The organism is Gordonia sp. NPDC003425 (assembly GCF_053588635.1).
The window spans coordinates 1-26,131 of sequence record NZ_JBSFQI010000004.1 but is presented as its reverse complement, the minus strand read 5'-3'; the positions used below and the strand labels follow the sequence as shown (position 1 = coordinate 26,131).

Annotated in this window: 22 protein-coding genes and 1 pseudogene; 9 read left to right on the top strand and 14 right to left on the bottom strand. The window is 64.7% G+C overall.

Annotated features, from left to right (window positions below):
* Nucleotides 1-33 precede the first annotated feature (33 nt).
* Nucleotides 34-2,424 carry a lysylphosphatidylglycerol synthase domain-containing protein gene (locus tag ACWDTD_RS06465; RefSeq protein WP_449746264.1) on the bottom strand — a complete coding sequence of 797 codons (2,391 nt, stop codon included), beginning with the start codon at nt 2,422-2,424 and terminating at the stop codon, nt 34-36.
* 3 nt (nt 2,425-2,427) lie between these two features.
* Nucleotides 2,428-4,575 (bottom strand): glycogen debranching protein GlgX, encoded by a 2,148-nt coding sequence (gene glgX / locus ACWDTD_RS06460; RefSeq protein WP_449746263.1) that lies wholly within the window; start codon nt 4,573-4,575, stop codon nt 2,428-2,430.
* Nucleotides 4,576-4,735: 160 nt separating this feature from the next.
* Between glgX and ACWDTD_RS06455 the strand changes: the two genes are divergently transcribed.
* Nucleotides 4,736-5,305 carry a hypothetical protein gene (locus tag ACWDTD_RS06455; RefSeq protein ID WP_449746262.1) on the top strand — a complete coding sequence of 190 codons (570 nt, stop codon included), beginning with the start codon at nt 4,736-4,738 and terminating at the stop codon, nt 5,303-5,305.
* Here ACWDTD_RS06455 and ACWDTD_RS06450 read toward each other — a convergent pair.
* The 6 genes and pseudogenes from ACWDTD_RS06450 to ACWDTD_RS06425 all read right to left on the bottom strand — a co-directional run bounded on the left by ACWDTD_RS06450 (nt 5,287) and on the right by ACWDTD_RS06425 (nt 11,704).
* Entirely contained in the window at nt 5,287-5,736 is a 450-nt protein-coding gene (locus ACWDTD_RS06450) for a GNAT family N-acetyltransferase (RefSeq protein WP_449746500.1), read from the bottom strand. The two genes, ACWDTD_RS06455 and ACWDTD_RS06450, sit on opposite strands and share 19 nt — an antisense overlap.
* Nucleotides 5,737-5,766: 30 nt before the next feature.
* Nucleotides 5,767-6,753: pseudogene (locus ACWDTD_RS06445) on the bottom strand (YihY/virulence factor BrkB family protein); the annotation flags it as partial.
* Between the two features lie 47 nt (nt 6,754-6,800).
* Nucleotides 6,801-7,814, bottom strand: a complete 1,014-nt coding sequence (locus ACWDTD_RS06440; protein ID WP_449746261.1) for a DUF2235 domain-containing protein — start codon at nt 7,812-7,814, stop codon at nt 6,801-6,803.
* A gap of 186 nt (nt 7,815-8,000) precedes the next feature.
* A complete protein-coding gene (locus tag ACWDTD_RS06435) occupies nt 8,001-8,759 on the bottom strand; it encodes a M15 family metallopeptidase (RefSeq protein ID WP_449746260.1) in 759 nt (252 codons plus the stop codon).
* Between the two features lie 9 nt (nt 8,760-8,768).
* Nucleotides 8,769-10,157: an aminotransferase class III-fold pyridoxal phosphate-dependent enzyme gene (locus ACWDTD_RS06430; RefSeq protein ID WP_449746259.1), complete on the bottom strand. Its 1,389-nt coding sequence runs from the start codon at nt 10,155-10,157 to the stop codon at nt 8,769-8,771.
* A gap of 53 nt (nt 10,158-10,210) precedes the next feature.
* Nucleotides 10,211-11,704, bottom strand: a complete 1,494-nt coding sequence (locus tag ACWDTD_RS06425) for a CoA-acylating methylmalonate-semialdehyde dehydrogenase (RefSeq protein ID WP_449746258.1) — start codon at nt 11,702-11,704, stop codon at nt 10,211-10,213.
* Nucleotides 11,705-11,823: 119 nt separating this feature from the next.
* Here ACWDTD_RS06425 and ACWDTD_RS06420 point away from each other — a divergent pair, with 119 nt between their 5' ends.
* Both ACWDTD_RS06420 and ACWDTD_RS06415 read left to right on the top strand, forming a co-directional pair.
* Complete coding sequence (locus ACWDTD_RS06420) at nt 11,824-13,437, top strand: PucR family transcriptional regulator (protein ID WP_449746257.1); 1,614 nt, start codon at nt 11,824-11,826, stop codon at nt 13,435-13,437.
* A 15-nt stretch (nt 13,438-13,452) separates the two neighbouring features.
* Nucleotides 13,453-13,776, top strand: coding sequence for a hypothetical protein (locus tag ACWDTD_RS06415; RefSeq protein ID WP_449746499.1), 324 nt, complete (start codon nt 13,453-13,455; stop codon nt 13,774-13,776).
* A 6-nt stretch (nt 13,777-13,782) separates the two neighbouring features.
* On the opposite strand, the gene ACWDTD_RS06410 is transcribed toward ACWDTD_RS06415, so the two are convergent.
* The 4 genes from ACWDTD_RS06410 to ACWDTD_RS06395 all read right to left on the bottom strand — a co-directional run bounded on the left by ACWDTD_RS06410 (nt 13,783) and on the right by ACWDTD_RS06395 (nt 19,830).
* Complete coding sequence (locus tag ACWDTD_RS06410) at nt 13,783-16,002, bottom strand: 6-phosphofructokinase (RefSeq protein ID WP_449746256.1); 2,220 nt, start codon at nt 16,000-16,002, stop codon at nt 13,783-13,785.
* Between the two features lie 228 nt (nt 16,003-16,230).
* Nucleotides 16,231-16,797 carry an NADPH-dependent FMN reductase gene (locus ACWDTD_RS06405; protein ID WP_449746255.1) on the bottom strand — a complete coding sequence of 189 codons (567 nt, stop codon included), beginning with the start codon at nt 16,795-16,797 and terminating at the stop codon, nt 16,231-16,233.
* A gap of 250 nt (nt 16,798-17,047) precedes the next feature.
* Nucleotides 17,048-17,440 (bottom strand): PPOX class F420-dependent oxidoreductase, encoded by a 393-nt coding sequence (locus ACWDTD_RS06400; RefSeq protein WP_449746254.1) that lies wholly within the window; start codon nt 17,438-17,440, stop codon nt 17,048-17,050.
* Between the two features lie 143 nt (nt 17,441-17,583).
* Nucleotides 17,584-19,830 (bottom strand): hypothetical protein, encoded by a 2,247-nt coding sequence (locus ACWDTD_RS06395; RefSeq protein WP_449746253.1) that lies wholly within the window; start codon nt 19,828-19,830, stop codon nt 17,584-17,586.
* A gap of 274 nt (nt 19,831-20,104) precedes the next feature.
* On the opposite strand from ACWDTD_RS06395, the gene ACWDTD_RS06390 reads away from it, so the two are divergent.
* The 6 genes from ACWDTD_RS06390 to ACWDTD_RS06365 all read left to right on the top strand — a co-directional run bounded on the left by ACWDTD_RS06390 (nt 20,105) and on the right by ACWDTD_RS06365 (nt 24,122).
* Complete coding sequence (locus ACWDTD_RS06390; RefSeq protein ID WP_449746252.1) at nt 20,105-21,820, top strand: acyl-CoA dehydrogenase family protein; 1,716 nt, start codon at nt 20,105-20,107, stop codon at nt 21,818-21,820.
* A gap of 71 nt (nt 21,821-21,891) precedes the next feature.
* A complete protein-coding gene (locus tag ACWDTD_RS06385; protein WP_449746251.1) occupies nt 21,892-22,125 on the top strand; it encodes a hypothetical protein in 234 nt (77 codons plus the stop codon).
* Nucleotides 22,107-22,457, top strand: a complete 351-nt coding sequence (locus ACWDTD_RS06380) for a type II toxin-antitoxin system PemK/MazF family toxin (RefSeq protein ID WP_449746250.1) — start codon at nt 22,107-22,109, stop codon at nt 22,455-22,457. Before ACWDTD_RS06385 ends, ACWDTD_RS06380 begins: the two co-directional genes overlap by 19 nt.
* A 76-nt stretch (nt 22,458-22,533) precedes the next feature.
* Nucleotides 22,534-23,325, top strand: a complete 792-nt coding sequence (locus ACWDTD_RS06375) for a formate/nitrite transporter family protein (RefSeq protein WP_449746249.1) — start codon at nt 22,534-22,536, stop codon at nt 23,323-23,325.
* 165 nt (nt 23,326-23,490) lie between these two features.
* Nucleotides 23,491-23,745, top strand: coding sequence for a type II toxin-antitoxin system Phd/YefM family antitoxin (locus ACWDTD_RS06370; protein WP_449746248.1), 255 nt, complete (start codon nt 23,491-23,493; stop codon nt 23,743-23,745).
* Complete coding sequence (locus tag ACWDTD_RS06365) at nt 23,730-24,122, top strand: PIN domain-containing protein (protein ID WP_449746247.1); 393 nt, start codon at nt 23,730-23,732, stop codon at nt 24,120-24,122. The genes ACWDTD_RS06370 and ACWDTD_RS06365 overlap by 16 nt, the downstream gene beginning before the upstream one ends.
* 289 nt (nt 24,123-24,411) lie before the next feature.
* Here ACWDTD_RS06365 and ACWDTD_RS06360 read toward each other — a convergent pair whose 3' ends face one another.
* Both ACWDTD_RS06360 and ACWDTD_RS06355 read right to left on the bottom strand, forming a co-directional pair.
* Nucleotides 24,412-25,620 (bottom strand): McrC family protein, encoded by a 1,209-nt coding sequence (locus tag ACWDTD_RS06360; protein WP_449746246.1) that lies wholly within the window; start codon nt 25,618-25,620, stop codon nt 24,412-24,414.
* The gene (locus tag ACWDTD_RS06355; protein WP_449746245.1) at nt 25,586-26,017 is read right to left on the bottom strand and encodes a hypothetical protein; all 432 of its coding nucleotides are present in this window, start codon (nt 26,015-26,017) and stop codon (nt 25,586-25,588) included. Before ACWDTD_RS06355 ends, ACWDTD_RS06360 begins: the two co-directional genes overlap by 35 nt.
* Nucleotides 26,018-26,131 lie beyond the last annotated feature (114 nt).

Here is a 26,131-nt window from a genome sequence, read left to right as displayed (position 1 = left end):
CGAGCCTAAGGCGACTCTTGCCGCGACGCAGTCTCAGACCATGTTGTTACGGGTCAGCCAGCGCATCACCGGCCACCCGATGAAGACCGGCAGCCAGCAGGTCAGTACCCGGTAGAGCAGCACCCCGGGTACTGCGATCGCCGAGGGCACCCCGAATGCCGCCAGGCCTCCGATCAGCGCCGCCTCGACGGCGCCGACACCGCCTGGTGTGGGGGCCGCCGACGCCAGCGTGCCACCGATCATGGTCACCACGGTCACCGTGACGAAGGTGGCGGTGCCACCGAAGGCGTTCACGCTGGCCCACAGCGCCAGGGCTGCGCCGAGAGTTGTTGCCGCACAACCGAGCACAATGATTGATAGTCTCTTTGGTTCACGCGACACCTCGACGAGGTCGGTGAGGATCTCGCTGAGTTTGGGACGTACCGCGGTCCGAAGCCAATGCCGAAGGGTGGGGACGAACAGGAAGATCCCGATCACACCGAGCAGGATTCCGCCGATGAGATACAAGACGGTGGTCGACGGAACGAGGTGGGAGAGGTTGGTCGACGTGCCGGCGAGCGTGGTGAAGAAGACCAACAGCACCACGTGCACGATCACCTGTACCGCCTGTTGCAGTGCCACCGCGGTGGTGGCACGCACACCGCCGAGTCCGGCCTTCTGCAGAAAGCGTGTACTCAGGGCCAGTCCACCCACGCCCGCGGGGGTGGTGGTGGCGGCGAAGGTGTTGGCGAACTGCATGAGCGTGAGACTGCGGAAACTGACGATCTCGTTCGCGCACGCCCACAGTCCTGCCGCGGCCCCGACGTAGGTCAGCATCGACACGGCGAGTCCCACTGCGGCCCACCACCAGTTGGCGGTACGCAGTTCGCTGAAGAATGTCGGGACCGTGCTGATGAAGGGGTAGGCGACGTAGACCAGTGCCACCAGCAGCACCAATTGGATGACCTGGCTGCGCGAGAAGCGGGTGACCACCTCTCCCGGGATGGCGTCGGCTCCGGTCTGCGAGCGGATTTCGTCGCGTGCCGCCTTCATCACCGCCTCGGGTTCGCCGAGAGGCTCCCGAATCCTGCGCGGCAGAGCGGATTTGGTCAGCCGTCGTGATGCGGACAGCACGCTGTCCTCGTCGAAGGCGTCGATGGCCGCGACCACCGCGGTGTGTGCCCCGTAGAGGTCGGTCGTGGTGGCCAGCAACTGCGCGATGTCCGATTGCATCTGCACGTCGGTGGCCCCGAACTCCGCATAACCGAATCCCCCGAAGCGGACGTGCCCGTCGTCCACGGTGATCTCGGTGACGCGCAGGTCGCCGTGTGTCATGCCGTGCTCGTGCAGCGTGGCCAGCGCCCGCCACACACGCGGCGCGGGATCCGGGTCGGTGCATTTGTTCACGGTGCATCCGCGGGTCGGCGTGTGCGCGTACAGAGTCCAGCCGAGGTCGAGCTGGGCCACCGCCAGGGTGTCGGCATTGGACAGGTCCAGGCGCCGCACCGCCAACTCCATCAACCCGCGATGCTCGACAGCCCGCTGGACCGACAATTGCAGCGGGGCGGTCTCCTGGCTGCGCAACCGGATCTTGTTCCAGAACTGACGCAACGCACCCGCACTGCGTTGATTCGGTCCGTACAGCGAGATCATCACCGTCGACGGCGTTCCCATCGGGTCCGGCGCGCCGGTTTCCGCCGACAGCATCAACGGCCCGGCCCCCGCCGGACGCAGCACGGTGAGCCCGGTGACCACGACACCACGACGTGCCAGCGCCCGGACCATCTGCTCGAGCGGCACGGCCAGCGCCGGGGTACCCACCACCCACACCACCAGTGCACCGACGAACCATCCCGTCGCCAATCCCAACAATGCACGCGCGGGGACCACCGCGCTCACGAACAAATGAATGGGAACGAACGCCAGCAACAACGCCCACCACCAGCGCCGCCACCGCGCCGGAAGCCACGGCCCCGACACGGTGAGCACCGCGGCGAGCATCCCGATCCATCGCGGATCGTCGAGGAACTGCGACAACACCGAGTCCAGTCGTTCGCCCCGATCGAAATGCCACTGCGGCGCGGCGATTCCGTTCTCGGTCACCGAGAGTGCGAGAAAGCTGATCGACGCAGCCGCGAAGTATGCCCACAACATGCGCCACTGCCGGGCCGCCACCAGACCGACGAGGACGACGAACGGCAGCGCGAACAGGGCGATGCCGTAGGCGAGATACACCAGATCCGCTTGCCGCGGGGTGAGCACGCCGACGATGTCGGAGATCGACTTCTCCAGCCCCACCCAGTCGGCGCGCGTGATCAGCGAACCCACGATCACGATGGCGAGGAAGAGTCCGGCCAGAGTCAACCGGAGGATGTCGCTGGTGCGCCGGGTCAGCGGTTGCAGCAGACTGCCCGAAACGGCAATCTCGCGACCGTCGATCTCCACCGGCTACGTCTTTCGTCCGGCCAGGATCACTGCGGTCCGGGCGCTGGCCAGGTAGTGGTCGTCGGGGTCGATCAGCACCTCGGCACCGGGTTCGGCGAAGTCCTCACCGGCGGGCAGGCATGTGTCGACGACCCGATGCCATGAATGCCCATCGGGCAACTCGGGCAGCACGATCCACGCGTTGTTGTAGTCGGCGTTGAGGATGAAGTACAGCGAGGAGACCGGGTTGTCGGGGTAGGCGTCCTCGGTGTCGAGGCGGTAGCACAGCGTGTGCGCGGCGGGATCCGACCAGTGCGGCGAATTGCCGTCGGGGCCGAACCAGGTGAGTTCGGCGACCATTCCCGCGTCGTTGTCGGCACCGAGCCGATACTTGCGGTGCTGCAGCGCCTTGAATCGACGCGTGAGAGCGATTGCCTTCGAGGCGAACTCGAGGATGTCACGATTGCGCTCGGCCAATGTCCAGTCGAACCAGGAGATCTCGTTGTCCTGGCAGTACGCGTTGTTGTTGCCGCCCTGGGTGCGTAGGAACTCGTCGCCACCGAGCAGCATCGGCGTGCCTGCGGAGAACATGAGCCGACAGAGATGGTTCTTGACAAGCTGATGACGCAACCCGATCACCTGCGGGTCGTCGGTGTCGCCCTCGGCACCACAGTTCCACGAGTTGTTGTCATCGGACCCGTCCCGATTGTCCTCGCCGTTGGCGTCGTTGTGCTTGTGGTCGTAGGAGACGAGGTCGTGCAGCGTGAAGCCGTCGTGGCAGGTGATGAAATTGATGCTGTTGTACGGGGTTCGGCCGTCGTCGGCGTAGAGGTCCGCCGAACCGGTGAGTCGCCGGCCGAGGTCGGGTAGCTGGCCGTCGTCGCCCTTGACGAAGCGGCGCATGGTGTCGCGGAATCTGCCGTTCCATTCCGACCAGTCGACCGGGAAGTTGCCGACCTGATAGGTGCCGGTGTCCCACGGCTCGGCGATGAGGACCGTGTTGGACAACACCGGATCGGCGCTGACGGCTTCGAAGAACGGCGCATGCCCCTCGAAGCTATCGTCGCTGCCAGCGCGGCCGAGGACCGCCGCGAGATCGAACCGGAATCCGTCGACATGCATGTGTTGCACCCAGTACCGCAGCGAGGCGAGCACCATGCCGATCACGGTGGGACTGGAGAAGTCGAGGGTGTTTCCGGTCCCGCTGAAGTTCATGTAGTACCGCTTGGGCGCGTCGTCGGCTCCGGTCAGCATGTAGTAGGCGGGATTGTCGATACCGCGAAACGACATGGTGGGGCCCATCTCGTTGCCTTCTCCGGAGTGGTTGAACACGACGTCGAGGATCACTTTGAGGCCGTTGCGATGAAGTTCACGGACAAGCGTTTTGAACTCGTGCACCGCGCTGCCGGGGGTGTCGCCGGACGCGTAGGACGATTCGGGGGCGAAGAACCCGATCGTGTTGTAGCCCCAGTAGTTGGTCAGTCCCTTGTCCACCAGGAAGTCGTCGACGTAGTGCTCGTGAATCGGCAGCAGTTCCACCGCGTTGATTCCGAGCCGGGTGAGATGGGGGATCTTCTCGACGAACCCGAGATAGGTTCCCGGAGCGTCCACCTGCGCCGAGGGATGGGCGGTGAATCCCTTTGTGTGCACCTCGTAGATGATGAGTTCCTCGAGCGCCAGTTCCGGGCTGGTGACCCCTTGCCAGTCGAAGGAGTCGTCGTCGATGACGATGGCCTTCGGGACGATCGGGCCCGAATCGCGGTGATCGGGGGAGAGATCGGCATCTCCTTGCTCGGGATCGTAGGCCAGCAGCAGATTGTCGGTGTTGCGGAACTTCCCGGTCACCGCCTTGGCGTACGGGTCGAGGAGCAGTTTCGCGGGGTTGAAACGCAGTCCCGATGCGGGCTCGTACGGGCCGTCGACGCGGTAGCCGTACAGTTGTCCGGCGCCAACCCCTTCGACGTGGACGTGCCAGGTCCCCTCGGTGGGACCGGACAGCTCGATCACGTCGGTCGGCTCGTCGTCGGCGTCCGGATACAGCTCGAGCACCACGCGTGACGCCGTGGCCGAGTGCAGCGCGAAGTTCACCCCGGTGCGGGTCAGTGTTGCGCCATGCGGCGCGGGCGCCCCCGGGGATGTGGTGTGGGTGGTGTGTGTCCGGTCCAGATCCATCTGCGGCTACTCCTCGAGACGGCGGCGTCGGCGTGTTTCGGCGGCGAGCGGTGAACCGCCGGAGGCAACCACACCATCCTCATCACCGCGACCGTGCCTCGCAACCACAACACGCGTTCTACCCTGCTCGTATGTCTGCGCGCGAGGAGGCGATCGGAAGATGACGACGGTGGAATCAAGAGATCTCCGGCTTCCGCGATGGGTGGTGGTGTGGTTCGCCGTCACCGCGGCCATCCAGACCTATGACGCCTGTTATGTGCTCCTCGGGTCCATCTCGCACCGGGGTGGGTCGTTGGCCTGGCTGTGGCCGGGGCACGTGTTCTACTCCTCCTTCGATCACCGCTATGCCGGGTTCGACGCCTTCGGCAGCGCCCAGAGTTGGGCAAATCTGCTCGAGGTGATCGCCTTGGTCTGGGTGCTCAGTCATGCGCGTCGGTGGTCGGCGGTGATCGTCGGGTTGCTGGTGTCGGTCGCGACGTTCTGGAAGACGGTGATCTACTTCCTGGTGGAAGCGGCGAGCGGACTGGAGATGACCAGGCAATCGCTCGACCGTGGCGACCTCGGCGGGTTCCTCATGGTGGCGGTGCTTCCGAATCTGGTGTGGATCGTGGTGCCGGGCGCCGTGGTCATCAGGCTCGGTCGCCAGGTGTACCGCGTCGGCGTCGCAGCGTTGGCGGCCGATGTGCCCGCATCCGACGACCACTCCGGCGATCACAACGCACGCAGGTAGCACAGCATCCGGTGGTCGGCGCCGGGTTCGATGTTCACAAACCCGTGCCGCTCGTAGAAGCGCCGCGCTTCCACATCGATTTCGTCGACGTTGATGTGCATTTCCAGGGCGCCGCGGGCCGTCACCGCCGCTAGCGCCTCATCGAGCAACGCCGCCCCGACACCCTGGTCACGGAGATCCGGCTGCACGTACAGTTCTTCGAGTTGTGCGATCGAACCCTCTCCATAAGGTGTGGGCCGCAACGTGATCAGCGCGAAGCCCACCGCGCCGCACTGCTCGGCGAGCAGCACGACGACGTCGTCGCGGTCGAGCAGGATGCGGAACCGCTCACCGAACTCGGCCGCGGTGGGCGTCGGAGCGTGGAACTCGGTGTTGAAGTCATAGAGCAGTCGCGACACGTCGCCGGCATCGGGGACCCCGGCGCGCCGAATCGTGGGGTCGCCGGGCGTCGCGGGGCGCGTGTCCGAAGACGTGCCCGGGTCGCCGGCGGCAGCGCGCTTGTCGAAACTCACGCTGATCTTCTCGAAGCCTTTGCTGCGCTGCGCCCGCGCCTGCGCTGTGTAGGCCGCCTTGTCGCCGGCGGTCAGCACTACGTTGTCGGTGAACGGGGTCAGCAGTGACCGCGGATAGAGCTTGTCGACACGCACCACGTTCAGTTCGAGGCACACCACGATCAGCACCGACGCGAGGTAGAGGAACGCGAGCAGACCGAGCACCACCGCGAACACCCCGTAGGTTTCACTGGCCCTGCCGATGACGCGTTCGACGTAGATGGACCCGAACTTCTGCAGCGCCTGCCATCCGATGCCGGCGACGATCGCCCCGGGCAGCACGTCACGCAGCCCGACGGCACGTGCGGTGCCGAGGCGGAACGCGGTCGCGAAGACGGCGGTGTTGAGCAGTACCGATCCGGCCAGTGTCAGCCAGTGGCTCAGGGAGCCCAGCTCGATGGCGGCCCCGATCCCGTTGAGGACGGTGAGGGCGATGATCGCGACCCCGACCGTCGACAGCAGCATCGCACCCTTGATCCGGACCTGGATGGGGTTCGGCCGACTGTTACGTGGCACCGTCCATGCGATGTTCATCGCGTTCTGCGCCGCGACGGCGATTCCCAGTCCGCCGTAGACGGCGGTGACCACGCCGATGGCAACCGCCACGCCACTGCCCGACAGCTTGCCGGATTCTCCCAATTGCGATCCGATCACGGGAATCTGGGAGAGCGCGGAGTCGATGATGCGCGCTTGGAGTTCGGGATTGTCATGCAGCACGAAACCGAGCACCGAGGTGAACACCAGCAACAGCGGAAACAGCGACACGAACCCGTAGTAGGTCATCAGTGCGGCCAGATAACCGCCCTGGTCGTCGAAGAACTTGTACGCGACGGCCAGGGGGTAGCCCGAACGGGGATGCCGACGCTGGAAGCCGTCGATGCGTTCGGTGAGCGACACCCGTGAGTGTATCGCGCCGCTGCCTGATCGGCCCGATCAGCACCTTCTCATGCGGCCTCGACCACCTCGTCGAAGGCGTGTGGTCTCACCGCCCGTGGGGCAGTCAACGCCGCCAGGCGCACCGGGCGATACTGCGGATCCGACTCCATTCGCACGGCGACCGAATTGGCGATCGTCGCGCCCACCGGGATGGTGCGGGTGACCGGCGGACCCCAGTAGGGTCGCCACGACCGGCGCATTGCGGCCAACGCACTGCTCTTCGGAAGAAGAAGTCGATTGGTCGTTGCGTCCGTGGTCAATGCGATTCGGTGCCGATCGGCCCGCTCCAGCATCCATGCCAGGGTGATGTCGGAAAGTGAAGGCTCGTCTGCCATTCCGCCGCCGCCCACGTCGCAGTGGACACCAGCAAACCACACCTGTTCGATGATCTGTCCGGGTGCCGGGGAATCCCACAGCGACGGCTGGAACTGTCGGCGGCGCTCATCGATGGCCAGCGCGTGATAACCGGCCCGGACGTCACGATGCAGCGCGGTGTCGAGAAATCCGTACCGCTGTTGATCCTGATGTCCGAACAGTGCACCGGGGACGCCGAGCGTACCGACGGTGTCCCACACCCCGATCATCTCGATGTGGGCGTCGACGAATCCCGCCGGCCGGTCGACCCAGGACGACGCTCCGTCGCGACGGCGATAGGCACGGAATGCTGCGTCGACGTCGTCTGATGTGGGGGCGTCGGCGGGAAGTCCGCAGTAGGCGATCATGCCGGCGAGACTGCGCGCGGTGTAGGCGCCGCGACTGAACCCGAACAGATATACCGTGTCGCCGGGCACGTAACTGGTGGCGATGCGGTCATATCCCCGGCGTACGTTGTCGATCAGGCCGTCGCCGAAGGCCCCGCCGGTGAGCCGCCGCAGCATCCCACCGGTGCGTCCGACGCCCTGGTCGTAGAACGTCAGTTGCGTCTGCGACCGTGCGAGGACCGAGTAGAGCCGCGAGACGTTGGTGTGGGTCGCGGGACCGTTCCATGTTCCGTCTGCGCAGTAGATGAGCTTCTTGGGCATCGGTGCCCCCTGGTGTGAGTGTGCGGGCTGATGGCAGTGACGCTAGGCACGGGTGCTCTCGAACTGTGGCGTAGCGCGCTACCTGTCTTTCGTCGCGACCGGCCGAAACCGTGCTGATCGGTACCTGTCCCGCCGACCGGCCCTCGCCGGGTGCGCCCGAGTCGGGGTATCTCGCGGTGCGGGTCGTCAGTTCACCGGGACGTCGATGATCGGGCGACGCACGCCGGCCCCGGCGCCGTCGAAGTGCCACCACTCGCCGGAGTACGCCGACAATCCTCCCGATGCCATGGCAGTGCGCAGTCGCGCACGGTTGCGCTGCGCGGTGGGTGACACCCCATCGACCGCGAATGCGGTTGCGGCGGGGGAGAAGTCGTCGAAGTCGGTCCCCATGTCGACCAGGCAGTGGTCACCGATTCGGTGGGGCGCCGGGCATGTGGGGTTGCGGGTGGCGAGGCTGACGTCGACCGACCGGCCCGATTCGTGGCTACGCGAGTAGGGCCCCGGCGCCGCCACCCACGCCGGATCGGGCACCTTCTGATACATCCGCACCTGCACCGAATGCGGCCGGTAGCAGTCCCAGAACACCAGGGTGTCGCCGGTGGTGCGCAACTGACGTGCGGCCGTGCGCAGTCCGGCGGTCATCGACTCGTGGACGAGGCATCGGGCATCGACGGGGTAGAGCCGTACCCCGACAAAACTGTGCGGCGTGGCATACCGCAAGTCGACGAGGGCGTCGGGCACCACCGTCCGGATGTCGACGAACCCCTCGGCTCGGGCAGCGGGCGACACCGGGGCGATGGCCTCCCGGGATACCGGGCTCGCAGTGGGAAGGTCCGACGACGCCTCCGACGGCGTCGCCTGCGACGGACTCCCCGTCGCGCAGCCGACGGTCAGTGCCGCACCGACGATGGCCGCCGCGATCAGCGGGGAGGGAGGTCGTCGCATGTGTCGTGTCTACGCCCCCACGTGCCGGTCGGCAATCTCGAGGGCCTGATCCAGGATAGCCATGCCCTCGCGGACCTCGTCGTCGGTGACCGTGCACGGCGGCACGACGTGGATGCGGTTGAAATTGGCGAACGGCAGCAGGCCTGCGGATGTGCACGCGCCGATCACCTCCGTCATCGCGGGGCTGCTCGACCCGTACGGGGCCAGCGGCGCCTTCGTGACCGGGTCGGAGACCAGTTCGATCGCCCAGAACACGCCGACACCCCGCACGTCGCCGACACTGGGGTGCGCATCGGCGAGGCGGTGCAGTTCCGGTCCGATGACCTCCCTGCCGACCCGCGCCGCGTTCTCCACGATGCGCTCGTCCTCCATCGCCCGGATGGTGGCCACCGCGGCAGCGGTCGCCAGCGGATGCCCGGAGTAGGTGAGTCCGCCGGGATACGCGCGGTGCGCGAACGTCTCGGCGATCGCCTCGTTGATGGCCACGCCGCCGAGCGGCACGTATCCGGAGTTGACGCCCTTGGCGAAGGTGACCAGATCCGGCGTGACATCGAAGAGGTCGACGGCGAACCACTCTCCGGTGCGGCCGAATCCCGCCATCACCTCGTCGGCGATGTACACGATGCCGTAGCGGTCGCACAGGTCCCGCACGCCCTGCAGGTAACCGCGCGGGGGCACCATGATGCCCGCGGTACCCGGGATCGTTTCCAGGATGATCGCGGCGATGGTCGACGGTCCCTCCATTCGGATCACCTCGTCGAGGTGATCGAGGGCGCGCGCACACTCCTGCTCGTCGGTCTCGGCGAAGAAGCGGGACCGGTAGCGGAACGGCCCGAAGAAGTGGACCACACCGCTGTTTCCGTGATCGTTGGGCCAGCGCCGCGGATCTCCGGTCAGGTTGATCGCCGTCTCGGTGCCGCCGTGGTAAGAGCGGTACCGCGAGAGCACCTTGTAGCGTCCGGTGTGCAGCCGCGCCATGCGTACGGCGTGTTCCACCGCGTCGGCACCGCCGTTGGTGAAGAACACCTTGTCGAGTCCGGACGGTGTGTGGCCGGTGATCAGGCGGGCCGCCTCCGACCGGGCGGCGTTGACGTGTTGCGGCGCAACGGTACACAGCTTCGCGGCCTGGCCGGCGATCGCCGACACGACCTTCGGGTGCTGGTGGCCGATGTTGGTGTTCACCAGCTGAGAGGAGAAGTCCAGCAATCGTTTCCCATCGCCGTCCCACACGTAGGAACCCTGCGATGCGGTGACGGTCATCGGCGCGATCTCGGCCTGCGCCGACCACGAATGGAAGACGTGGGCGCGGTCGAGTTCGTACGCGCGGGCCGCCTCCGCGCGCGCTTGCGCGTCGGTGAGGCCGTTGGGCAGGGTGTGGCGGTCAACCGTGGCTGTCACGATGGTGTGGTCACCTCTCGTCTCGTGGGAATGAATCAGGCGTTCCGCCCTGATCAGATGTTCTGCGGGAAGCCGAGATTGAGGCCGCCGTGTGAGGGATCGAGCCAGCGCGTGGTGATCGCCTTGGCGCGCGTGAAGAAGTGCACGCCCTCGGTGCCGTGGGCGTGGGTGTCACCGAACAGGGAGGCCTTCCATCCACCAAAGCTGTAGTAGGCCATGGGAACCGGGATCGGAACGTTGATGCCCACCATGCCCACCTCGACCTCGTTGGCGAACCGCCGGGCGGCACCCCCGTCGTTGGTGAAGATCGCGGTGCCGTTGCCGAAGGGGTTGTTGTTGATCAGTTCGAGCGCTTCGTCGTAGGAGTCCACCCGCACCACCGACAGCACCGGTCCGAAGATCTCGTCGGTGTAGATGCTCATGTCGGTGCTGACATGATCGAACAGGGTGGGGCCCAGCCAGAATCCGTCGGCACCACCATCTGCTTCCACGCCCCGACCGTCGAGAACGATGGTGGCCCCGTCCTTTTCGCCGGCATCGACATAGGAGGCGACCTTGTCGCGGTGTGCCGCGGTGACCAGCGGGCCCATGTCGGCGTCGCGTGTGCCGTCGCCGGTGCGGATGGTCGACGCCCGCTCGGCGATCTTCGCCACGAGTTCATCGGCGATGTCACCGACGGCGACGGCGACCGAGATCGCCATGCATCGTTCGCCCGCCGAACCGAAGCCGGCGTTGACCATGGCGTCGGCGGCCAGATCGAGGTCGGCGTCGGGAAGGATGATCGCGTGGTTCTTGGCGCCGCCGAGGGCCTGGACCCGTTTGCCGGCCGCGGTGCCGGTGGCGTAGACGTACTGGGCGATCGGCGTGGACCCGACGAAGCTGATGGACTTGATGCTGGGGTTGGTGAGCAGTTCGTCGACGGCGGTCTTGTCTCCCTGGAGCACATTGAACACACCGTCGGGGAGCCCGGCGTCGCGCCACAGTTCGGCCAGCCACAGCGAGGCGGACGGATCCTTTTCCGACGGCTTGACCACCACGGTGTTGCCCGCGGCGATGGCGATGGGGAAGAACCACATCGGCACCATCGCCGGGAAGTTGAACGGCGAGATGATGCCGACCGGTCCCAGCGGTTGGCGCACCGAGTGCACGTCGACCTTGGTGGACGCATTCTCGCTGAAACCGCCCTTGAGCAGGTGGGGAATCCCGCAGGCGAACTCGGCCACCTCCTGGCCGCGCGAGATCTCACCGAGCGCATCGGATGTCACCTTGCCGTGCTCGGCGGTGATGATGGCGGCGAGTTCATCCTTGCGGGCGTTGAGCAGCTCGCGGAATCCGAACATGATTTCGGTGCGCTTGGCCAGACTCGTGTCACGCCAGGCCGGGAAGGCAGCGGCGGCGGCGGCGATCACCGCTCGCGCATCCTCCGCGCCGGCGAGGGCGACCTGGCCGGTCACCACGCCGGTGGCCGGGTTCGTCACCGGGGCGGTGGCGGTCGATGTGCCGGGAAATGCTTTGTTGTTGGCCCAGTGACAGATGGTGGCTGACATGCGGCACCCTTTCGTTCGACGCTCGTGACCCGCGGTGTTTCCTCCAGTGTCAGGCTCGGCGGACACCGAACAGCGCTACGTTCTGTAACCAATGAGGCGACTGGAATTACACTCTGTAAATGCCGATCACCGTGGCGGATGCCGTCTCGCTGCCCGAACTGCAACGGGGTGACCCCGAGATACTGAGCGACCGCCGCTTCGACGAGGAGATCCGGTGGGTGCACATCGGGGACGTGCCCGACCTGACCGGATTGCTCCAAGGTGGGGAACTGGTGCTCACCACCGGCGCGGCGCTGGCGAACTGGCCGCAGCGCTATCTGGAGGGTCTCGCGGAATCCGGGGCGGTGGGGGTAGTCGTGGAGTTGGGCACCATGCTGCCGAGGCTTCCACCCGCGGTCGCCCGAATCGCACGCGCACAGGACCTCGCGCTGGTCGTGCTGCATCGCACGGTGCGGTTCGTCGAGGTCACCGAAGCGGTACACCGCCGCATCGTCGCCGAGCAGTACGACGCCGTCGAGTTCGACCGGCGCGCGCACGAGACCTTCACCGAACTGAGCATGAAACGCGCCTCCGTAGCAGCGATCGTCGACGCCGCATCCCGCATGCTCGACGAGCCCGTGGTCCTCGAAGACCTCGCACATCGCGTTCTCGCCGTGGCGGCGTCCGGGCAGAGCGACACCGCGTCGGTGTTGACCGACTGGGAGCGTCGCTCCCGACGGGTGGCCGGCGCAACCGGTGTCGCCGAGCGCTGGCTCTCGACCACGGTCGGTCCGAGCGGGGAGTCGTGGGGCCGGCTGATCATTCCACGCACGCCGTCGTCTGCCGGCCGCGCACGCACGGTTCTCGAACGCGCCGCCGTGGCCCTGGCTCTGCATCGGATGATCGAACGAGACCGGACAGGCCTGCAACAGCGCGCCCAGAGCGGGCTGCTCGACGACGTCCTCGACGGCCGCATCACCGCCGAACGCGACATCTCCGCCCGCGCGCACGCGCTGGGTCTGCGTCACGCCGAAGCGTATGTGCCCCTGGCGATCCGGATCGGCAGTACTCGACCGGACACCGATCCCATCGACGCTCAACGGCGCCATTCCGCCGACCTGGAGGCCATTGCCCACGGCGTGCACGCCGCCGGACACAGCGCCCTGTTCACGAGCCGCTCCAATGGCGACATCGGCGCGATCGCCGCGGTCTCCGCGACCACCCCGACAACCGGTGACCCACTCCTCGGAGTCGCCGAATCGATTCGTGCTGCCGCACACCGCATCGACGATGCGGCCGACTGCGTGGTCGCGGCGGGCACGCCGCGTGGGCACGTGGCCGACGCCATCCTCGGTCTCGACGATGCGGCCCACGTCGCCGAGGTGGCCACCGCGATGAGCGGCCCCCGCCGTTCGCTCTATCGCGCCGCCGATGTCCGACTCCGCGGATTGATCGCCGTGCTCAAGGATGATCCACGTGTTCAGGCCTTCGCCGAAACCGAGCTCCGGCCGGTACTGGCCGGGACTCCCGATTCGCTCGACCTTCTCCGGGAATACCTTCGTGTGCAAGGAAACAAGGCGGCGCTCGCGCAGCGGCTGCACATCAGCCGGCCGGCACTGTACAAACGGTTGCGCGCGTTGGAGGCGACGCTGGGGGCCGACCTCGGCGACGGCGAATCGATGCTGTCACTGCACGTGGCCGTGCTGATCCACGATGTGCGATCCGGACACTCATATCGAACGTATGAGCGATAGACTCGACGCATGGAGATGCGGGCGATCGGCGGCGACAGTGGACGGCCGGGCAACGCATCGGCTTTCCATCACGTCGGACACCGGGCGGTGCTGATCGACCTGGCCGCCCTGTTTCCGACGCCACCGCATTTCGAGGGTCGCTATCAACCCGACGGATTGCAGATCCGTTCGGTACATCTGGGAGTTCTGACGGCGTGGTCCATGGACGATTGGGGCTGCTGGTTCGGGCGGGTCACCTACACCGTGAAGACCACCAGCCGCGAGGAGCAGGTCACGCATTGGGTTCCGGCATGGGCATTGCGCCCGGCACCGCACGGGGGCAGCAGCACCACCGGGTGAGTCGGATCAATGACGCATGATCTCGGCGATCCTCTTGCCTTCCATCCACCGTTGCTCGACGGGCCTTCTGGCGCCGGGCTCGATCAGAGTCGGATACGACGTCAGGTCGGTGAATTGCAGTCGGCCGGTTTGGAACCCGATCATCGCGCTGGCACGGCCACCGGATTCCAGTTGCTCGGAGAGGAACTCGACGCAGCGCGCGGTCATGCTGGTGGCGTGGATGCGGTCGAACGGTGAGGGATCTCCGCCCTCCTGCAGATGGCCGAGAACCGCTTGTCGGGCGTCGAACAGTTCTCCGCCCTCCTTCTCGAACAACGACGTGATGAACCAGGTGTTGTACACGGGGTCGGCGCCTTCGCTGAGGATGATCAGGCCAAGTCTTCTGCCGGACCGGAAGCGGTCGGCCATGTTGTGAATGTCGGTGGTCAGGTCGTCGATGGTGATGCCGTCCTCGGGCATGTAGATCCGTTCGGCACCCGAGGAGATTCCCGAGAGCAACGCGAGATATCCGCAGTTGCGCCCCATCACCTCCACCACCACCACCCGCCGGGTGGCCACCGCGGATTGTCGGATCTTGTCGACGTCGGAGACGATGCTGTTGAGCGCCGTGTCGCTGCCAATGCTCAGTTCTGTCCCGGGCACGTCGTTGTTGATGGTCATCGGTAGGCACACGATCGGAATGTCGAGTGCCGAGAACCGTTCTCGATGCCTGTGCAGTTCGTAGGCGGCCTCGTATCCTGCCCATCCGCCGGCCATCAGCAGGCCGTCGATGCGGTGGGCAGTGATCTGCTCGGCGATCTGCGCGATCGCCTCGCCCGACGGGACGTATCGATCGGTGCCGATCTCGGCACCACCGTCCGACACCCAGCCGCTGACGTCCATCCAGTCCATCTCCTGGATCTGGCCTCGGCGAAGTCCACGGAAACCGTTCTTCACCGCCACCACGGTGTAGCCACGGTCCAGACCCAGGCGAACGGCTGCGCGCACCGCGGTGTTCATGCCCGGTGCCGGGCCACCGGCGTGCACGATCGCGAGTCGGAATCGGCGCCGACCGTGCGGTGTCGGGCGCGCGGCGGCCTGCTGGACCGTCTGGAGAATGCGGTGGGAATGGCGAAAACTGCCGCCACGCAACAGCATCGCACCCTCGTAATCATGATTCTTGATGCGGTCGGCGACGGCACGTGTCTGCTCGACGCATTCCATCAGGGGCGAGGTGACCACGCGGTTCCCACGCAGACCCACCAACTGGGCCGGCGCTTCGGGATCGTCGGTGAGCAGGCGTTCCACCGCGGCGTTGCCCATCAGCGTCGCCAGGTAGCGATCGAACGCACTCGGCGGGCCGCCGCGCTGGACGTGGCCCAAGGTGGTGATCCTGGTGTCCTCACCCAGTTCGTCCTCGAGGAGTTTCTTGATCTGCTCGGCGGTGATCGGGTTGCCGTGACAGTCGTGGGCGCCCTCGGCGACCACCACCACCGATTGGCGCCGGCCGATGAGACGACCGGTTCGTATGTCGTGGCACATCCGGTCTTGCCAACCGTCCTCGGGGGGCTGCTCGGGAATCAGCACCCAGTTGGCTGCGGTGGCCAGCGACGACATCAGCGCGAGGTAGCCACAGTTGCGTCCCATCACTTCCACCACGAATGAACGCTGGTGGCTCGACGCAGTGCTGCGCAGCGCGTCCATCGCCTCGACGATCCGATGCAACGCGGTGTCGGCGCCGATGGTCATGTCGGTGCCCGACATGTCGTTGTCGATCGAGCCGACGATGCCCGCCAAGCGGAGGAACGGGTGAGCCTGCGCGACGTCGGGGGCGACCTCGCCGGCATCGACCAACTCGGCGAGCAGTTCGGGCCATTCGGCCCGGAACATGTTCGCGCCGGTGAGACTGCCATCTCCGCCGATCACCACCAGGGCGTCGATGCCACGCTCGAGCATGTGCCGGGCGGCCGCGCGGCGACCCTCCCGGGTGCGGAACTCCTTTGAGCGAGCGGTACCGATGTCGGTGCCACCTTTGTGGAGGGTGCCGTCGGTGTCGGAGATGGACATCCGTTTGATGAGATCGCCGCCCTCGACGAGACCCTGGTAGCCCTCGTGGATCGCGTACGCGTCGAGGCCATGATGCAGCGCGGTGCGGATTACCGCACGGACTGCGGGATTCATTCCCGATGCGTCGCCACCGCTGGTCAGTACGCCGATACTGGTGGGCGCTGCGTGCTGCTCAACCATGACGGTGATCCGATGAGGTCCCGCCACTGGATGGGTACGTGGTTGTCATCGGTACCTCGCGCTTCTCGTTCGGCAGAACCCGTCTGCCAGGTTCTCTGGCTACGAGGATTACGATCCCCGGGCACCTGCGCAACCGGTACGCAGATACCCGTGGTCATCGACCGCGGCATCGGACGCGCCCCACGTGGTGTGGCTGAACACTCGGCAAACTCTTGCCGACAACACACGTCAACTACGGAAGGGACGCAACGCTTCTGCTACAGCGGCGATTTCATCGAGCTGCGCGGCCAGCACAGCGGTCTGTTGGTCGCTGGGTTCAAAGACGCCGTCGTCGGTCAACTGCTTCTGCGGAAAGTTGATCTCGACGTTGCCGCGTGTGAGCACCAGCCCGAGCGCGGTCACCACCACCCGCAGCGCCACCTGGGCGCGTGTGCCGCCGGAAATCCCACCCCAGTTCACGAATCCGACCGGTTTGCGAATCCACTCGTTGTGCAAGTAGTCCAGGGCGTTCTTGATCGCGGGGGAGTAGCTGTAGTTGTACTCGGGGAACACGAAAAGGAAGCCGTCGGCCGAGTCCACACGCGCACTCCAAGCCTTGGTGTGGTCGTGCACATAACTCTTGAGGCGCGGATGGTTGGGTTCGTCCATGAACGGCAGGGCCAGTTCGGCGAGGTCGACAAAGTCGACGTCGAATCTGTCGTCGGCTTCGGCCGCGTTGTTCACCCATTCCGAGATGGGCAATCCGATACGTCCTTCGCGGACGCTGCCGAGGATGATCATGAGCTTGACGGTCACAGCGGCTCCCAGGGTGGTTTGGGCATGCAAGTTCACACGCTATCCCGACAGAGCGCGTCACGCTCTCACGGCACGGTGGCGATGCACGCCCGAGACCCCGGCTCGACCCTCCCGCTGCGCCATTTCCTTCTCGCGCATGGAATTACCGACGCGGGAAGGAAATGGCGACGCGGGACGCCGACATCGCCCGTTAGAGGTGTGGTTTGGGCATGCAAGTTCACACGCTATCCCGACAGAGCGCGTCACGCTTTCACGGCACGGCAGCGATGCGGTCCGCTTCGATCGTCACGATCAGTCTGGTCTGCTCCCGACCGCCGTACCACGCGTACGGTTTGCCGGTGTACTTGTTGGCCAATGCGTTGATCGAGTCGACTCCACCGTCGCTGGTCATCTCGACCACCCGGCCACGGATCTGAGTGAACAGCGCCGGTGTGCCGGGATCGGAGACCGCGACGGCCACCCGTGGATCTCGAGCGAGATTCCGCGCCTTCTGCATGCCCGCAACGATGTTGATCACCACCCGCGTGCCGTCTGTGTCGACCCATGTCTGAGTCAGCTGAGGCGACCCGTCGGGCATGACGGTGGCGACGTAACACAGCGCCGGAGTGCGCAACAGTTCGACGAGTTCGTTCGGTAGGTCCATGCGGTCCACCCTTCACGGCGTCTGCGAGATCAGTTCTCATCTCTCACACTAGTGACGGGCAGCGAACATCCGCGGCTACCGGTGGTCATGCGTGACCACCAGGTGGTGCCGGTGCAGAACCCCGATTCGGCACCGGCACTCGCCTACGATTCTGAAGGGCTTGACGGGCTCGATGACGTATCAGATGAGGTGTCTGTCGAGTCCGTCGAGTCCGAGGTGGTCGTCGAGTCATTTGAGTCCGAGGCCTCCGAGGCCTTCGACCCCGAATCCTTTGTGCCGCCAAGGGTCGGCCCGGAGTGTGAACCCGCGGTCGTGGTGTTCGGCTCCGGCGAGTCGTCGCTGCCTGGCGTCGCGTCCTCAGACTTCTTCGAGTTCGAGGGTGGAGCCGCGTGCCGCGGTAGGGTCGGCGACTTGGGGGCGAATTGCGGCGCGGAACCCTCGGGGAGCGCGTGACGACCGCGGGACGTGTCCGCCGTATCGACCGATTCCGTCTCGGCCCCATAGGCCGACGGGGTCTGTGTCCCCACCGACTCGATGTCCACTGCAGCTTGTTCTGCGGTATCGGCGAGAGAGTCAGACGCGTCGACCGCCTCGTCGGACAGCGCCTTCGCCCCGTCCGAGACGTCGTTGACGGCCTTGGTCGTGGCGTCGGCGATGGCCTGTGAGATCTGGGTGGCGGTGGGCGTCACGTACTTGCTGAACAGGGGAGTGAGGACCTTTTCCAGCGTGCCGATGGGATCGCTGAGCACTCCGCCGGACGGGTCCTCGATCTGGGCAAGCTGGAAGAGCAGCGACGGTGTCAGGGTGATGACCGAGGTGGGAATATCGCCCAACAGTCCGGACACGGCATCGGGGAGTGTCGACGAGGTGTTTGGACCCGTTCCCACCTGGAAGCCCGGCAATCCGACACCCAGGAACGACGGACCGGTGAATCCGAACCCGTTGGGCCCGGCGTTGAACGATCCGCGCGAGTACACCAGCGGCACCGTGGTGTCCCCGACCTTGATCATCGCGATCGTCCACCCCGAGTTGTAGGCGATTCCGTCGGGTCCGAGATGACTCGACTCCAGAAGCGATGTCCTCTCGGCGGACAATTCCAGCATCGGAAGCGATGCGGTTGCCGATCGGCTACCGAGCACCGTGTTCACCGACTGTCCACTGGCGGTGACCAGACCTGGAGTCAGCTGCATCCCGGTCGTGAAGAGGTCATCGGGCAGTGCGACGCCCGCCGCGAACAGCGGCACGGTCGCCACGTAATCGTCCGCGCCGTCGACCCCGGGCACGATGACCTGCGTGGCCGCACCCTGCCAGGCCGCGGTCCCGCCCTTCGGACCGGTGAAAGTGCTCCCCACCTGGCGCGAGATCACCGAGAAACCGGCGACATCAATGCCGTCGAGCGACGACAGAGCGCCCGCAATGGCGTCATTCGGGTTATAGGTCGTGGTGTAGACCTGGTTTCCGTTGCTGTCCGTCTCGCCGACCCACTGCGTGTCGTACACGGGTACCGTGACGCACCCGAAGATCGTGCACACCTTTTTCGTGCCGGTCTGCACCAGCTGCTTCTGTCCGTTGGCCACGATCAACGCGTCAGGAGTGTTGAGATTCTGTGCGAACAGCGCTTTGAGCTGATCGGAGTCGATGCCGTTCATGGTGACCCGGTCCTGGCTGATCCAGGAATTCGATTTGGCACCTAGGTAATTCACGGTTCCGGTCCACTGCGACGTCGTTTGCGTCCCTGTCCAGAATCCGAGGGCGTCATCGATCGTCGGAATACCCTTCAGATCGCCGGCATGCTGGGACACCTTGTCGCCCCCGAGTCCCTGTGTGACGTCTGCCACTCCGTTCTTGAGCACGGTCTGCAGGTTGATCGCATTGAGCTTGACCAGCGCCGAGCCCATCTTCACGTATACCTGAGCACCCGAGCCCACCGTGTCGAGAACGGGGAGGGCTGCGAGCGCCTGCGCGGCCTGAGGGCTGACCCCCGAGAGAGTGGTCGACGCCCCGGGAATCGAACTGGTGTCGGGAACCGCAAGGAGCAGTTTGCCGCCTTCGGTGAGCGCGTCGATAAAACTGAGTTGGCGGGAACTTGTTGTGCGGTCGCTGGTCACCACGGGAACCCAGCCGTCCGGGAGGGCTTTGCCGGCGGGCGCGAGGAGCGCGATCTGGGTGCGACCCAGGTTGTCGGCAATCGCGATCAGGTTCTCGGCCGTGCTGTAGCTGTTTTCCGCAATCTGTTGCGAATCGAGGGATTCGGCAAATGCGGCTCCCGCACCTCCCGCCCCCACTACCAGGCTTGCACCGAGCGCGACGACGGCTTTCTGCAAACGGCGAGACTTGCGTGCCTCTGCGCGTTCGCGTGCGCGACGTTGTGTTCGGTTGTCGGTCAGCATGATTCATGTCCTCTCGCGAGCCGGATTGCCCAGATAGTTAAGCAAACAAATCCGCGTCATGTGAACAAAAATGTGCCCGATTTCGGCAATTAGTCCGATCAGGTGACAGCCGAGATCTCGTTCAGATCCACTCGAAAAGGAAGCCTTGCCTTTTGTAGAAATCCGAGTCGTCGGCACGCTATTCGGCGTTGTACGTCACAAATTTGTCGACGCGGGCGAGGACGATCTGAGGGACGTGGTTCCGGGCAACGCTCCACTGACTACGCTTTGCCACATGGGCCTGCTACTGAACCCCGCCACCGACGACTACTCACGGTTCGACGCCGAGACACGCAGGTTGCTGCGCGCGACGATCGACTTCTTCGAGTCCTACGGGAAGCAGCGCCTGCTGCAGGCCGACCTGAACGCCGAGTGGGTCACCGACTTCCTCGAGTTCGAGAAGAAGGAGAAACTGTTCGCGACATTTCTCACGCCGGCCGCCTATGCCGACGGTGACGACAACCGTCGCTGGGACGGGTCTCGCAATGCCGCGCTCAGCGAGATCCTCGGCTTCTACGGCCTGTCCTATTGGTACGCCGAGCAGGTGACCATCCTCGGCCTCGGGCCGATCTGGATGTCGGACAACAAAGTCGCGAAGACCAAAGCGGCACAGCAGCTTCTCGACGGCGAAGTGATGGCCTTCGGCTTGTCCGAACGGTCGCATGGCGCGGATGTGTACAGCACCGACATGGTTCTCACGGGCGATCGCGCAGGCGGTTTCACCGCGTCGGGCACCAAGTACTACATCGGTAACGGCAACGTGGCGGGCATGGTGTCGGTGTTCGGCCGCCGCGCCGACGTCGAGGGGCCGGACGGTTACGTGTTCTTCGCCGTCGACTCTCGGCACGAGAACTACCGCCTCATCGACAACGTGGTGCACGGGCAGATGTTTGTGTCGACCTTCGAACTCGACAACTATCCGATCGGTGCCGACGACATCCTGCACACCGGCCCCGAGGCGTTTTCCGCCGCGCTCAACACCGTTAACGTCGGCAAGTTCAACCTGTGTCACGGGTCGGTCGGCATGTGCACGCATTCGCTGTTCGAGGCGATCACCCACGCCAACAACAGAATTCTGTACGGCAAACCGGTCACCGACTTTTCGCACGTGCAGGGCAATTTTGTCGACGCGTATGCGCGGTTGTCGGCGATGAAGTTGTTCAGCGACCGCGCCGTCGACTACTTCCGGTCGGCGAGCCTCGACGACCGCCGCTACCTGCTGTTCAACCCGGTCACGAAATCGAAGGTGACCTCCGAGGGTGAGACGGTGATGACGCTGCTGCTCGACGTTGTCGCGGCCAAGGGATACGAGAAGAACACCTACTTCCATCAGGCCAACCGATTCATCGGCTGGTTACCGCGGCTGGAGGGGACGGTGCACGTCAACGTCGGCCAGATCCTGAAGTTCATGCCGAACTACCTGTTCGGGCCGGTCGAATACCCGGAGATCGGGACTCGACTCGACGCCACCGATGACACGTTCTTCTTCGCACAGGGGCCCGTCGGCGGCGCAGGTAAAGTCCGCTTTGCCGACTGGACGACGCCGTATGAAGCTCGCACCGATGTGCCGAACGTCGGGGTGTTCTACGAGCAGGCGAAAGCCCTGCGAACGCTGTTGCAGACTGCGGCACCGAGCGCGGAGCAGCAGAAGGACTTGGACTTCGTCCTGACCGTCGGACATCTGTTCTCGCTGGTCGTCTACGGGCAGTTGATCCTCGAACAGGCCGCGATCACCGGACTCGACTCCGATCTCCTCAACCGGATCTTCGATTTCCAGATCCGCGACTTCTCCGGCTACGCCGTGTCGCTGTACGGCAAGCCGACGGCCACAACGGAGCAGCAGTCATGGGCACTCGGCGCCGTTCGACGGCCAGTCGCCGATGCCGACTCGTTCGACCGCGTCTGGCAGCAGGTCAAAGGGCTCGACGGCGCATATGTGATGCCCGGCTGAGGACGTATGCCGAGCGATCCGCCACGACCGGCGATCCATCTCCGTGTCTACAATTCGTCTACACTGGCGAGATGGCTGCCGAAACCACGACCGTCCGCGTACGTCGACCAGATTCCGAGCGCCTCCAATCACTGGCCAAGGCCCGCCAGACCGCCGTTGTCGACGTCGTGCACGCGGCAATCGACGCCCTCGAACGACAGGAGTTCCTTCGCGGACTCAACGGCGACTACCAGCGACTGCGCAGCAATCCCGAACTGTGGGAACAGTACCTAGACGAACGCCAAGAATGGGACCGCTTGGCGTGATCTGGCGAGGGGAGGTCTACCTCATCGATCTCGGCAAGCCGGCCGGCCACGAGCCGGCCTTCGGCCGCCCGGCGGTCGTGGTGTCAGTAGATATCCTCAACAACGGACCCGGCGGCCTGGTAGTGGTCGTTCCGATCACCACCGTAGGCTACGGTCTGCGAAGCCACGTCGAACTCGACCCAGACAGCAGCGGACTCGACCACACCTCATACGCACGCTGCGATCAATTGCGAGTCGTATCCGTTGAACGATTGTCGTCTCAACTAACTATCCTCGGCCCAGAACGCATGCAAGCGATTGATCAGGCGCTGCGAATTGTGCTCGACCTCTGACACGCCGAGTCAGCCACGAAATGAAGGGGATCGGATTAACGCGAACGAACGAGACCCGGAGGATGTCCGTCGCGAAGTGGGCAAGAACGACGGCCCCGTCGAGGAGGAACTCGAGGAGAGTTTCGACGAGGTAGTGACCGAAGGAGCCCAACGCCTGCACCGCACGGTTCGCACGGTACTGATCACCGGACTGTTCGGCGGGCTCGAAATCGGTCTAGGCGTGATGGCGATGCTTGCCGTGCTGCACGAGACCGGCAACCATCTCCTTGCCGGTCTCGCGTTCAGCATCGGACTCATCGCGATCTACCTCGCACACAGCGAACTGTTCACCGAGGATTTCCTCATGCCCATCGCCGCCGTAGCGGCTCGACACGGTTCCGTACCGCAGTTGATCAAGCTCTGGAGCGGGACGCTACTCGCGAATCTTGTGGGCGGCTGGGCGATCATGTGGTTGATCACCCGGTCGTTTCCCGAATGGAATAAGACGCTGTCGGATTCTGCGCATCATTTTGTCGACGCGCCGCTATCGCTACAGAGCATCTGTCTGGCGGTGCTCGGCGGAAGCACCATGACCTTGCTGACTCGGATGCAACAGGGGACCACGTCCGACCCGGCCAAAATCGCGGCAGCGGTGGGCGCCGCATTCTTGCTTGCCGGACTACAGCTGTTTCATTCGGTCCTGGACTCGCTGCTCGTCTTCGGTGCAATCCAAGTGCATGCCGATGTGACTTACACAGACTGGCTGTCGTGGTTCTGGTATGCCGTGGTGTTCAACTTGATCGGTGGCATTGTGCTGGTCACCGCCTTGCGATTGCTCCGCACCAAAGAACTTGTGCAGGAGCACCGACGCTCGCCGCAATCTGGGTAGCAAGCGGGTCACAAACCCGTAGGTGCGGCGTGACTGTTCACAGCCCGTGTGAATCAGCAACGGGAGTGGCGAATGGCGACGCCCTCACCCCCGACGAAGGAGTATCGACGCACTCCACCGTGCCGCCGCGCGCCACTTCTGTAGCACAGGTGCTACCATGGCGTCATGGGCAGCGACACCGTAGGGCTGCGCGAACTGCGTCAAGATGCATCCGAATTGGTGCGTCGGGTTGAGGCGGGCGCCGAGATCGTTATCACCGTGTCTGGTCGCCCGAGTGCCCGGCTTGTTCCCGCGGCCCCACGCATCTGGCGGGAGTGGGCCGACGTGCAGCAGCTATTCGTCGGCTCCGCAGACCCCGCCTGGGCTGATGATCGCGACATGCTTGATCACACGATCGCAGATCCGTGGGAACGTCGTTGAGAGGCATCCTCGACACGAGTGTGATCGTTGCGAACAATGTCGAACCGATCGCGGGATCACTGGCGCTTAGCTCGATCACCTTCGCGGAGATGCACTTTGGCGTGCTGGTGGCCAAGACCGGCGCTGTCCGCGCCGAGCGACTGCGACGATTGTTGTTGATCGAGAAGATGTTTGACGCATTGCCCGTTGACGAGGCAGTGTCCGCAAGTTACGGGATCGTCGCCGCAGCAGTTGTTGCGGCGGGTCGACAACCGCGTGCACGGTCGATGGATCTGCTGATCGCCGCGACCGCGCACGCCCACTCCGCCCGCCTCTACACCCGCAATGCATCGGACCTTGTTGGCCTCGATGACCTAGTCGACGTGATCGAGGTGTGACAGATGGTCGCCAACCTGGCTGACCGTTCACAATGACCATCTTTAAATGAGCAAGGGGAGTGAGGAGATTCACTGACCTGCCCATCGCCAAGTGGAGTGAAAATCGCTGCTGTTTGTCGACAACCCCTATCAGGACGAACGGGTCTGCTGCACAGATAGGTGACAGATTCGGTCACACGGCCTGACTGGCCGGGGTGGTCATGATCGCTTCGAATTCGCCGGGGTGGCTGATTCCTAATGGCTTGTGCGACTGGGGGATAGTGACCCGGCTGTTACTCGGTAATTGTTGTCAACGTGGCGGGCGGGTGCTGCTCGTCGCGACCTTGTTTGCAATGGTTTCAATCTGCGCGAGAAGGTCGGCAGGAGATTGCGCGAGGTCGACAGTATGACAGTGAATCGTAATCCCGACGCGTCGCACGGTGTGGACGCGGCCGACTTCATTGCCCTGCGCGTACACCAAATGACCATCACCGAGTCCGAGCGCAGTGCAGTAGGCCAGCACCTGGTAGAGATCGGCGTCAGGGAAGCCTTCGGGCCGCTCGGCCTTGTACTTGGCGTCGATGACCGCACGCACGTCCCGACCCTCACCCATCCACACCAGATCGGGCTTCATCCGGACCTCATCGGCGATGTCCAGGAAGGTCCTCCACTGCGCCACACTTCGACCATTTCTGCGATCGAGCGCCTCCCCGAGAGCTGAACACACGAAGTCCTCGAAGATCCGCCACATGTCGAACATGAAGCCCGTGACGACAAGGTCGCCGACACGGTGTTCAAACGACTGGGCTGCCAGCACCACCTCGGCGAGCCGGAGTGCATCGTGGTAGCGATGGTTGAGGCGGGTGGGTTGCCAGATTGGGAGTGGCTGTCCACGGGTGAGCGAACCAACGTCGGCCATGGTCACTCGCAGCCGTTGAAGATGCTGTCGCGCGGGCCGCGACAAGCCCGGCACTTTCAGTAATCGTTGCGTAGCCGCGAGCAGCAGTCGGTTTTCGGCGACATCGACGGTGTAATCGTCGTATTCGACGGCGAGCGGCACGGGAAGGCCGAACCTACGAGTTATCTGCTCGCCGACAAGCAGCCGGCCACGTAGGACCGGCAACGATTCCTGCACAGTCCGGTAGCCCTGGATCAGACCCTGCTCGGTTGCCCTCGACGCCAATCGCGAGAACGCTTCGGCAAGCGCCGGCAACAGCTCGTCGGCTTGGGTCAACCTGACGACATCGTCTCGCCAAATGTCGCGATTGACCGAGAAACCCAGCAAGAAGACGAGTCGGTTGAGGTCGACGATTTTCGGGCGTACGACCACTTGCCGGTCACCAATCGAGACCGCGCCGATCTTGCGTCCCGCGGCAACCTCGTAGACACCGCTCTCCCGTGTCAATCTGACGTCGGCGATCGCCAGCTGGCCAAGTGCTTCGAACTCTGCGGGCGATAGTTCGAAGCGCTGTGGTGGCGCGCCCTCAGTCAGGATCAGGGGCGGCGGCATCGCTGTCATCTGACTCGTTGTATGGCACGTCTTCGGCGCTCAACGGCGCGATGGACTTACGTATGGCGTCGAGGCCGTACGTCGCTTGAACGTCCATGCCGCGGTCTCCGTAGTGAAACTCTTCAAGTAACGGGAGGATCGCAGTTTTCCACGCACGTTCGAGACCTTGGGGTTCGAACACGGCGTCCCGCATGAAGTACGACGGCCCGATCTTGAAGTCGTCATCGTCGATACGCCGATTCAGTTCGTCGAGTAGGTCGGCGGTCTCACTTGGACGGTTGGTGCGCGCGAGCCATGTGCGCAGGATTCCGTCGGTGGGTGGCTCCGAAGGATGGAGTGGCAGGAAGGCGAAGCGGCGTCGCATCGCGGCGTCGACGAGTGCGATAGATCGGTCGGCGGTGTTCATAGTGCCGATCATGATCACATGGGCCTGGTGCACGGATAGGTGACAGGGTTAGTCACGCGGCCTGAGGGGCCTCGTGGTTGATGATGGTCTCGAATTCAATGGGGGTCAATCTGC